Below are 10,979 nucleotides of genomic sequence, written 5' to 3'. Positions count from 1 at the left end.
TACCCGAAACTTCAGAAACCTTTATCTACCTTGCTATGATCCGTATTATGGTGAGGCGGCTAGCATAAAATTTGACCCCTAAAAACTTTTCAAACACCCTCTTAGATACTTAAGTAGCAAAAGCACTTACCAATTCACTCAAATCCAGTCAAAAGATTGAATTTACAGGAGTTATCTGGCAATACAGATTATTCAGCTTGAGTATGACTTAATTAAGTCAGCCTAATTGAAGCATCATTTACAACAAAATTTATAAAATATGCAAAGTCCTTGATATTCTGGGAATTCAGAGTTTTGTCAATATAAATTCTGATATTTAGGCATATTTTACAGATGAAAAGCTGAAATTTTTCTTTATTAAACTAATAACATTAGCAGCAAAAAAAGCCCAAAAATAGAGTTTTTAACGTGAGTATTTGGGAAAATACAGTATAACTATTTATCTGATTTTACAAAAATTAATATTGTATATTCAGAAAAAAATTGCTTTTTCACTAATTTACTGAGACATCGATTATAAAGGTACTTAACAGCAGTCATTTATTGATGAGAGCAATATATGCTTTAATTGCTGCCAAGAGTATCTCTAGGAAGAAAAACGTTTTAAAAGGACGATGTAGCCAATGACATTTAGTGAGTGGCTGAAAAAATCGTTGCTAACCAAATACACAAATAAGGGTTATCGCGATCGGGAATTGATGGGAACTGATAGAGAATTCTTGTCAGGTGAAGGAGTTAACTTTGAGGATGGAAGACAAAGTAATAGTGAAAAATTTTCCACTTTTGTCTATCCTTCTATAATTTCCCATCAGTCTTTAGGGGTAAAGGAAGCTTGGTACGATCAATCGCTAAATTTATCTGTAATCACTGAATTTTTTCCCCCAGATTATGCTGCAACAGGACAATTAATTGAAGAATTGGTCAGTCAGTTAAGCAAACAGGGAGTAAATATTGAGGTCTTTACGGGACAACCCGGTTATGCGTTTGGGACTTCTAACGCACCTACAGTTGAACAGGTTGGTCGAGTGAGAATTCAGCGATCGCGCAGTGCGCAGTTATGGTCGCGCCGAGTTCGCGGTAAAGCAATCAATGGTATCTTATTTACCTTGCGCGCTGTATTGCATCTCATTAGATGCGTTCGTCGCCGGAATTTATTGTTACTGACTTCCGCTCCACCATTTTTACCAATTGTGGGATATATTGCTCACCTGTGTTTTGGGCTATCCTATGTGTGCTTAATTTATGATATTTATCCAGATATTGCGATCGCTCTGGGCGTAATCCCCAAAAATCACTGGTTAGGCAAATTCTGGCAAGTACTTAATCAAAAAATTTGGCAAAAATCCCAAGGCGTAATTGTCCTCAGTCCAGCGATGAAACAGCGCTTAGTCACCACCTGTCCAGAGATAGCAGATAAAGTTAGCGTCATTCATAGCTGGGGAGACCCTGAGTTGATTGTGCCGATTGTAAAAAAAGATAACTGGTTTGCTAAGAAATATAACTTAGTTAACAAATTTACTGTTCTGTATTCCGGTAACATGGGGCGCTGTCATGATTTAGACACCATTTTGGCAGCAGCTAAACAACTGCAAAATGAGCCAATTCAATTTGTTTGTATTGGTGGAGGCCCAAAACATGACAGTTTTATCGAAGAAGTCAATCATTTAGGCTTAAGTAATTTTCTCTTTTTACCGTATCAAGAAAAACATATATTGCCTTATTCCTTGACAGCTTGCGACTTATCTCTCGTCAGTGTGGAAGCTGGTATGGAAAGTTTAGTTGCACCGAGTAAACTTTACCCAGCTTTGGCTACAGGGCGTCCAGTAGCCGTAATTTGTTCCCAGTCTTCTTACTTAAGACAACTAATTACAGAAGCTAAATGCGGCGATAGTTTTGAGAATGGTGATAGTTATGGACTAGCAGAATTTATTCGCTTACTCAGTAATGACCAAAAACTTGCAGAAAACATGGGTATGGCTTCCCGTAAGTATTTGCAGTCACATTTTACGCCGGAAATCATTGCTAAACAATATTTAAAAGTTCTGCAAAAAGCTGTATCGTCAAGTGTGTGAGTGTAATCACTCTGACTTAGTACCCAAACCGGATTAATTTATCTTTACTGTTGGCTTGACAATTGAAATTGCTGGCTATATAAACAAAGTGCGTCCACCTTTTTACCAAGTTAACTCTGTGAGTAATGTTGTGTAAGCAGGTAAATGCAATTTATCCCTCAGCAAAATTACTGAAGATTTACTGCCAACAAAAACGCTCGTCAAGCATGTTCCCTAGAACTTGTACTAATGAGTGAATGTTTCTTTTTAAACTGAATAACTCACTGTTGATAAAGAAGTGGGCTTTGATGGTCTTTCAGATCTCAGTCCCTTCAACGCAACCTTCTTGCGATCTGTTAGATGTCTAATGATACGGAGGGCCGAAGTGCAGAGAAGATGCGATCGCAATCGCAAGCGTTCTAAACGCCGAGCTATATATTGTCCCATACATGGCTGTTACATCAATAGCGTGAGTCAAAAATACGGGTTATTTGCTGAAGAAGCCGGACAATTACAACAAAGAGGAGTTAAACGCCGAGAAGCTTTAATGTTAGTAGCAGCCAAGACTGCGGTTCCTTTAGAAGGTGAATGGTTAGAAGCCTTTTGGTGTGAAGAATGCCAACAAACCAAGTGGTATCACGTTTGTAAACGTGACTCGACTTATGAATTGTCTCTCGCACCACCAGAACTTTGGCAACAAGCAACCGGTGTCATTCATCCCCACAAAAATCCTTCTGTCAGCGAGTTTACAACTAGACAGTCCCGGATGATGGATCATCGCAGCATTCTTGATTTTCGGTTTATCAGCTAATGCAAAAACTCAAACATCTGTCGTTCTGAACGAAGCAAAAGCTTAAAGACAATTCGCTTCGCCCAAAATGACACATGTAAATGCAAAATCAACAAAGCATTTATTGTAAATAATGGCGTATTCATAAGTTTGAATTGAATATTTACAGCTTTGTCTCGGCATTTATTGCAAATAATGGCGTATTCATAAGTTTTAGTTGAATATTTACAGCTTTGCATTAGCATTTATTGTCAATCATCGCCCATTCATAAGTTTTGCTTGAATATTTATAAGTTTGTTTCAGCATTTATTATGAATGCTAGTGTCTTTCAAAGTTTTGTCGCATTTTTGGCAACTGAGTATGAATGTATTTCTCAAATTGAGGAATTTTTCACAACACAAGTGTCGAAGCATGGCAGCATCCCAAATGTGCAAAAACGCCCTCACCCTATAAGGGTGGGGCTAGAAATACGAAGCCTGCCTTCGCAGGCATCAAACTTTTTGCCTGCGAAGGCAGGCTTTGTTGGTATAGCAATACCCTTGAGGGTATTGCGTCAAAATTGGGATGCTCCCCGAAGCACAAAGCCCAAAACTATTACAGCCGTTTTCAGGTAAATAGACCACGCTGTAGGGGCACGGCACTAGTAAAATTATTGTATGTACCAAAAGATTGTCGGTGTTCCCTACGACAGATGTGGTTTAAATAGGTGTAAACTGCTGTAAATTAGGAAATTTACGCAATTCCCCAGAAAATTTGATCGGTTCTGATTCCCAGATAACACTAGTCCCGTATTGGTCAAGCATAAGTTAACTTATGTGTATTCTTTTCAACATGGGTATAGTGTTATGGCAAGACCAAAGCGGACTTCAAACATTTTAGACAAAGCCCGGCGTCGGATAGCTGGTTTAAAGACAATTGATAGCTCACTAGATTTGGGAAATGGGCTAACGCTGCAATTATTTTCCGAATTAATTGAAGATACAAGCAAAAAATTAGAAGCTCATAATATAGCTGTGTCAGAGGCCGATCAGACAGGTACGTTGGTTTCACAAGCAGAGCGATCGCTTGCCGATTTATCAGATCGAATGCTAACTGGCGTAGCTTCTAAATATGGTAAAAGTAGCGATCAATATGAGATGGCTGGAGGTGTGCGCAAACAAGATCGCAAGCGGAAGACTCGCAAGGTAAATGCATCAACACCTACAGAAAGTTTGGATACACCATAATATACAGCAGATTGCCAATTGCTGAGGTAAAGATAATCGTTGATTGTAGGGGCACTGGCACTGCCATGCCCCAAAGCGCATACCTCATTTACCTGAAATATACTGTCTCTCAACGACTTGCTAACAAATCATTATTACAGCAATTTTCAGGTAAATAGACCACACTGTAGGGGCACGGCATTCACAATCTTCTCATATATATAATAATCTTACTGGTGCCTTGCCCCTACTAGGATTGTGGTTCAAATGCATGAAAACTGCTGTAATATTCAACAACCTCCTACAGGGATATAGGGACACAAAAATTTGTTTGTGTCCCTATTAAGTTTGCAATCAGAATGCAGTTGTAGTAGTAGATTCCTAGAGCGTGTTTTCAAAGTCGCCGTCAACCGTCAACCGTCAACCGTCAACCATCAACCAAATTGATGAAAAAAGCCCTAATTTGTGGAATATCAGGTCAAGATGGAGCTTACCTAGCACAGTTACTGCTCAATCAAGGCTATACAGTCTGCGGAACTTCTCGCGATGCACAGATTTCCCCATTCTCAAATTTGGTGTACTTAGGAATTCGCCAGCAGGTAAAGCTAGAGTCAATGGCTTTAACTGACTTCCGCAGCGTGTTGCAGGTACTGACAAAAATTCAACCCGACGAAATCTACAACTTAGCCGGACAAAGTTCAGTTGGTTTATCCTTTGGACAACCAGTAGAAACATTAGAAAGTATAGCCACTGGAACCCTCAACTTATTAGAAGCCGTTCGCTTTTTAGGTAAGCCCATCAAACTTTACAATGCAGGTTCTAGTGAATGTTTTGGCGATACTGGCGATACAGCCGCCGATGAAACAACACCATTTCGTCCCCGCAGTCCCTATGCTGTCGCCAAAGCCACCGCATTTTGGGAAGTTGCAAACTACCGCGAAGCTTACGGTTTATTTGCTTGTTCGGGGATTTTGTTTAATCATGAATCTCCCCTGCGCCCAGAAAGATTTGTGACGCAAAAAATTGTTGCGGCTGCTTGTCGAATTGCTCAAGGTAGTAAGGAACAACTTTATTTAGGCAATATGCAAATTCAGCGTGACTGGGGTTGGGCACCGGAATATGTAGAAGCGATGCATTTAATGTTGCAACAACAACAGCCCGATGATTATGTCATTGCGACAGGAGAAAGCAGTTCCCTAGAAGATTTTGTATCAGCAGCATTTGCATCAGTCAATTTAGATTGGCGCGAACATCTGGTGATAGATAACAGCTTACTCCGCCCTACAGATTTAGAAGTTGGTAGAGGTAATCCAGCTAAAGCAGAAAATCAATTGGGATGGCAAGCAAAATACAAAATGAAAGATGTAGTGCAGATGATGGTAAAAGCGAGGTTAGCTAAGTCATAAATTTCCAAAAGCTTGCTACTTTACCAAAATACAATCTGCTGTAAGTTTCAATAAATGGAGTAGATTACCTAATATTTACTGTGTCCTTAAGCCAAAATTCTCTTTTCAAAAATTTACGCTGTATTCTCAAGCATTTGCCCCAACGCCGTCGTCAGCAGTTGTTATTAATGCTGGCTTTAGGATTAGCAACAGCTTTCAGTGAAGTATTGAGTCTGGGAGCATTATTACCTTTTCTCGGAGCATTAGCTAATCCCCAGGTTCTGATGCAGAACCCGAAAATTCAAACGATAGCTCAGATTCTGTCTATTACTTCTCCACATCAATTATCAATTTGGCTGAGTTTAGGGTTTATCTTAGCAGTAGTCACTGCTAATACACTCCGATTAATTACACTTTGGTTTCAAAGCCGATTAATTGCTGCTATCGCAAACGATCTTAGTGTAGCTTGCTACCGTTCAAACCTACTGCAACCTTACAGCTTTTATCTCACCCATAACAGCAGTAAGTTAATTGTTGGCTCAACGGAGTACATTGAGGGCACCATTGGAGTCATCTATGCAACTCTAAATTTTGTATTTTATTTCTTAATGCTCACAGCAATTCTGTTTGGTTTGCTGTTAGTTGACTGGCAAATTACCTTGGGAGGAATTGCTCTGCTTGGTACTTTAATTGTACCAATTGTTCGACTTACCCGATATCGACTAGCTCGCAACAGCAACAAGATAGTTGAGTATTCACACAAGCGTATAAAACTCATACAAGAGAGCATGGGCGGTATCCGTGATATTTTGCTGGATGGTTCGCAGCCAATATTCCTTAGCAATTACCAAAATACTGATTTGACTTTACGACAGTTACATGCAGCCAATCAGTTTATGGGTTCCCTAAATCGTCCCTACATGGAAGCAATTGCTATGACCTCAATTGCTATTTTGGCTTTGCTCATGCTACAAACAGAAGCCAATTTTTTACGTATCTTACCAGTCTTGGGAACCCTGGTTTTAGGACTAAATCGGTTGTTGCCATCTCTACAGCAATGCTATAGCTGTTGGGCTTGGGTGAGAAGCAATGATGCTTCCTTAAAGGAAACTCTGGCTACCCTAGAAAAGCCAGTGGTAAAACATTATTTACAGCCTAGACCTGAACCCTTACCTTTAAATAAAAACTTGCGCTTACAGAATGTTTGGTTTCGCTATTCTCCAGAATTAAATTGGGTGCTAAGAGATGTGAACTTGACTATTTCTGTAAACAGTACTATTGGTTTTTTTGGCGGATCTGGGTGCGGCAAAAGTACAACGGCTGATTTAATTTTAGGACTAATTCAGCCACAAAAAGGTTATATTTTCATAGATAGCACTCCCCTCGATAGTGACAATCAGCAATGGGCTTGGCAACAAAATGTAGCTAATGTCCCTCAAACTATTTATCTCAGCGATACCTCGATAGCCGAGAATATTGCTTTTGGAGTGCAGCCTTCAGAAATTGATATGGAAAGAGTAAAAAAAGCAGCTTTGTTAGCGCAAATTGATAGTTTTATTGAAAACTTGCCTCATCAATATGCAGAACTCGTAGGAGAACGAGGAATACGCCTCTCCGGAGGACAACGCCAACGTATCGGTATTGCGCGAGCTTTATATAAACGAGCCTCAGTTATCGTTTTTGATGAAGCTACTAGTGCCCTGGATAATGAAACTGAGCAGGAAGTGATGGAAGCAATTTATAGCCTTAAAGAACGAGTAACTATAATTATCATTGCCCATCGCCTGAGTACTTTAAGACATTGTTCACAAGTTTTTGAATTTAAGGAAGGACAGATTGTGTCTCAAGGAACAGGAGAAAGTTTACAAGAGAAAGTAACTTAAAAAAATCCTAATAACTAAAAATAAAGTATATCATCGCCAAAAGAACCGATTGAATTATTATTTTGGCAATCACAATAATTTATCTAGTTAATTTAAAAATTTACAACCATCAATATGAGCGCAATTGGCAAAAGCATATCCCATACTATTCGCTATTTCCTTGGTCTTGAACCTGCTCATACCCAAACAACTCACGCAGAGCGTGAATGTCTGGCAAATTTTGCTACGGGTAAACAGCGACTTGTAGAAATTGGAGTTTATGAAGGTGTAACCACAAGATTGCTAGCAAATCAAATAGACTCCAATGCAACCCTGCTAGCAATAGATCCTTTCTTTCCAGGAAAATTAGGTATTTGTTGGGGACGTTTTATTGCAAAGCGTGAAGTACATCTTTCAGCTAATACGTCTTCAGTTATGTTTATTGAACGCTTCAGTTATGATGCCGTTTCCGAAGTTGAAGGCAATCTTGATTTCATTTTTATTGATGGTGACCATTCCCTTGAAGGGATAAAACGTGATTGGATTGACTGGTCTGATAAAGTTGCACAAAATGGGATTATTGCTTTGCATGATACACGGGTGCCAAACCATAATCCACGTATAGCTGAACTTGGATCTTTTCAATTTTTCGAGTCACATATTCGCCATGATTCACGCTTCAAGCTCATAGGACAAATTGATTCATTAAGTGTGCTACAGAGGTTGTGAATAAATTAAATATCTGCAAGTTATCTTAATTAAACGAACTTTTAAGTTTTATTAGTTTCCTTTGGAGTAAAGCAGAGTTAAAGTAATTGCTTCTCTTAGAGTAATAATATTTGTTATCAGTAAGCAAATAGAATAATCTGGAAATAAATAAAAGCTATATTCTTTACATTTACCAATGTGGGGTTTTAACTAAAGAGCATATTTTGATTCCACAATGCCAGCAACCCAAGCGATTATCAATTAATACTTTGATAGCTTCTAAAGCTAAACATGGAGTGTCTTAAATGGCAGGACTTTACGTTGTTTTGGGAAATTCAGAACCCAAACGAATTGATGCGGCGGCTGAACGACTAACTTTTTTTTCTAATCAAGAAAACCGAGAAATTTTCGTAGATGATTATTGGTCTTATTCTTTAGTTTCTCTGAATAACCCCAAACATTTTGGATCTGCTTGCGATCCCAAAAGCGGTGTCCGAGTTGTTACAAGCGGAAGAATTGCTTGGCCAGCTTCAGATTGGTTACAAGCCGAGCAAATGAATCAATATCAAGGTGGATTAAGTAACCGCCTGATTCTTCATCAATACTTAAATAAGGGTATTGCTGGAGTTGAACGTCATAATGGTTCGGCTATTTTGTTGATTTGGGACCCACGTTTAAAAGAACTACATCTACTAACAGATCACTTTGGTTATCACCCTATCTTTTTATATCGTCCTGATAATATAAAAGAATGTGTTATTTCAACTTTTCCTGATGCCATTGCTGATGACGAACAAGTTAGGGTAGAGCCTGATTATGTCTCAATGACAGATTTTTTAAGAGCTTGGCGTATAACTCCTCCACATACTTATTACAAAGAAATCAAATATGCTGGTGCAGCCGTCCACTGGTGCTGGAACTTTGCTACAGGAGCAGTTAAGCATCGATATTATTGGCAGCCTTTCCAAGATGCTCCTTTTTCCAGTTTAAATGAAGCTGTAGAAGAGTTGACCCAAGCATTAAAGAACTCTATACATATTCGTACTCTGCCTCATTTATGCCCAGTAGTTTCCTATACCAGTGGAGGATTAGACTCTCGTTCTGTCTTATTCTCAGCAGCAGATAGATATAACTTAGTCGGTGTAAATTTATATGACCAACCTAACAAAGAGTCTGCCATTGCTCAACGACTATGTGAAGCAGCAGGTGTAAAATATGTAGGTTTTCAACGAGATCCTGATTATTATCCTCGATGGATGCAGGAAGGCGCACGCCTTTCTGGGGGTATGTGGTCATTAGAAGATAATCACTTCTTAGGTACTCGTGAATTTATCACTGCATTCAATCCACAAACTGTTCTTACAGCTTGCACAAGTGATTGGTTATTTAAGGGCTATGGTTTAGAAAAACAATATCAACAATTTTTTGGCAAGAATTTGCCAACTTTAGAATTTACAAATGAACGAGTTGATGGTTTTTTACCCAATTATCCACGTCAATCTCCCCCCGAATTTGCTTTAGCAGTTCGAGAGCGGATGTTAACTTGGTTTGAGGGAACTCCTCAAAAACTAACAACAGACAAAGAACGTTTACTAGTAGAAGATAAACGCATCCGTCCTGCTTGCTATGCTGTATCTGTTTCTAGTCAAATTATGCATCGTATTTTCCCTTATGATACTTTTCTAGCTGACACCAGAGTGGCAGACTGCTATAGTCGTAGCCGCGCTGAGTGGAAATTGAATGGAGACTTATGGGGGCTGACGATTGCTAACCTTTGTCAAGAAGGAGAAAATATTGTTGATGCTAATTTTGGTTGGAAAGTAGGTTCTTCCTATTGGCAAAAATTATTGATGTTTGGAGTCAACTGGTTAAAAAGACGCGCAAGTAAGCAGAATATCATTCAAGGATTGGCTACAGAAGGTTCTTGGCCTAATTTATCATGGTATGTAAATCATAGTGATACTATAAAAGATTTTTGGTATAGTCGCTCTTTGGAAGATAAACAGCTTATATCTACGCTTTGGGGTGAAGACTGTTGGAGTATCTCGCTAGAAGATTTGGCAAAAGATCCTAATAGCTTATTTAGGATTCTAACTTTACTCAACCATTGGCAAAGTCGCCGTTCATGTAGTAAAAGTAATTCAATATATATGAATATATAAATAAATATCTAGGCTTAAGCTAGAATAATCTACTTTTGTGGATGATTATAGGGTTTTTTAATAGTAAGAATTTTTAAAAAATTTGTAACAAATAAAATTGTGTAATGAGTCTTTATAAACATTTTCTTAAGTTACCTAATTTTAAAGGTAAAGCAAGATTTCAGCACTATATACGAGAGACATTTCTTGCCCCTAAAAAAACCTTCGTAAAACCAGGTTTTTGGATGGAGATTGATCCCTATGATTACACTTGATAACCTTTTTGAAGAACTAAAATTGAATAAAGTAAAATTACTCAAAATAGATGTAGAGGGTTTTGAATTAGAAGTTATTCACGGGCTATTGAAAAAAATTGATATAGTAGAAAATATTATTATTGAAATACTTACTCCGCTTGCTGATACTTCTGCTAGAGAAGAAGAAATATTTGCTTTTTTAAAAGAACATAATTTTGAATTAAAAAATATTGTTGGTCAGCCTTTAGAAAAAGTAAAAAATCTCCAAGAATATAATTTGTTGGCGACTAAAAATATTTAATTTTAAATAAATAGTATTAACAAAGTGTATTTTTGTATAATATTTAAGTTTAAAATTAATAATCTAAGATACAGATAAAAAGCTAGGCTTATGCTAAAATATTTTACTCTTGTGAATTACTATAAAATAATTTTTTAGTAAGTATTTTTGTATGTTTATAATAAAAAAAAATGGTTCTTCATTACTTGTTATGCTAAACTAATAGTCTATGCCCAATTTAACAAGCATCTAATTCTGAAGTTTTCAAAATTTCTAAATCCATATCCAGAACGCTTAAT

The 10,979-nt window shown here is 37.9% G+C and carries 9 protein-coding genes; all 9 read left to right on the top strand.

Translation table 11 applies throughout. The annotated features are described in order from the left end of the window. Nucleotides 1–623: 623 nt before the first annotated feature. Nucleotides 624–2,072, top strand: a complete 1,449-nt coding sequence (locus H6G08_RS36140) for a glycosyltransferase family 4 protein (RefSeq protein WP_190552019.1) — start codon at nt 624–626, stop codon at nt 2,070–2,072. Nucleotides 2,073–2,436: 364 nt separating this feature from the next. Then, nucleotides 2,437–2,862 (top strand): hypothetical protein, encoded by a 426-nt coding sequence (locus tag H6G08_RS36135; protein WP_190552020.1) that lies wholly within the window; start codon nt 2,437–2,439, stop codon nt 2,860–2,862. A gap of 258 nt (nt 2,863–3,120) precedes the next feature. Then, nucleotides 3,121–3,456: a hypothetical protein gene (locus tag H6G08_RS36130; protein ID WP_190552017.1), complete on the top strand. Its 336-nt coding sequence runs from the start codon at nt 3,121–3,123 to the stop codon at nt 3,454–3,456. 231 nt (nt 3,457–3,687) lie between these two features. Further along, nucleotides 3,688–4,068 carry a hypothetical protein gene (locus tag H6G08_RS36125; protein WP_190552015.1) on the top strand — a complete coding sequence of 127 codons (381 nt, stop codon included), beginning with the start codon at nt 3,688–3,690 and terminating at the stop codon, nt 4,066–4,068. Between the two features lie 425 nt (nt 4,069–4,493). Continuing rightward, nucleotides 4,494–5,453 carry a GDP-mannose 4,6-dehydratase gene (locus tag H6G08_RS36120; protein WP_199322870.1) on the top strand — a complete coding sequence of 320 codons (960 nt, stop codon included), beginning with the start codon at nt 4,494–4,496 and terminating at the stop codon, nt 5,451–5,453. A gap of 80 nt (nt 5,454–5,533) precedes the next feature. Then, nucleotides 5,534–7,315 (top strand): ABC transporter ATP-binding protein, encoded by a 1,782-nt coding sequence (locus tag H6G08_RS38625; RefSeq protein ID WP_190552012.1) that lies wholly within the window; start codon nt 5,534–5,536, stop codon nt 7,313–7,315. A gap of 114 nt (nt 7,316–7,429) precedes the next feature. Next, nucleotides 7,430–8,023 carry a class I SAM-dependent methyltransferase gene (locus H6G08_RS36110; protein WP_190552010.1) on the top strand — a complete coding sequence of 198 codons (594 nt, stop codon included), beginning with the start codon at nt 7,430–7,432 and terminating at the stop codon, nt 8,021–8,023. Between the two features lie 284 nt (nt 8,024–8,307). Continuing rightward, a complete protein-coding gene (locus H6G08_RS36105) occupies nt 8,308–10,164 on the top strand; it encodes an asparagine synthetase B family protein (RefSeq protein WP_190552008.1) in 1,857 nt (618 codons plus the stop codon). 240 nt (nt 10,165–10,404) lie between these two features. Continuing rightward, nucleotides 10,405–10,701 carry an FkbM family methyltransferase gene (locus tag H6G08_RS36100; protein WP_190552006.1) on the top strand — a complete coding sequence of 99 codons (297 nt, stop codon included), beginning with the start codon at nt 10,405–10,407 and terminating at the stop codon, nt 10,699–10,701. Nucleotides 10,702–10,979: the final 278 nt, after the last annotated feature.

The sequence above is a fragment of the Calothrix anomala FACHB-343 genome, from assembly GCF_014696435.1.
Taxonomy (GTDB): Bacteria; Cyanobacteriota; Cyanobacteriia; order Cyanobacteriales; family Nostocaceae; genus Aulosira; species Aulosira anomala_A.
Note: the sequence above shows the minus strand (reverse complement) of the source record. Positions and strands in the feature narration are given on the sequence as shown.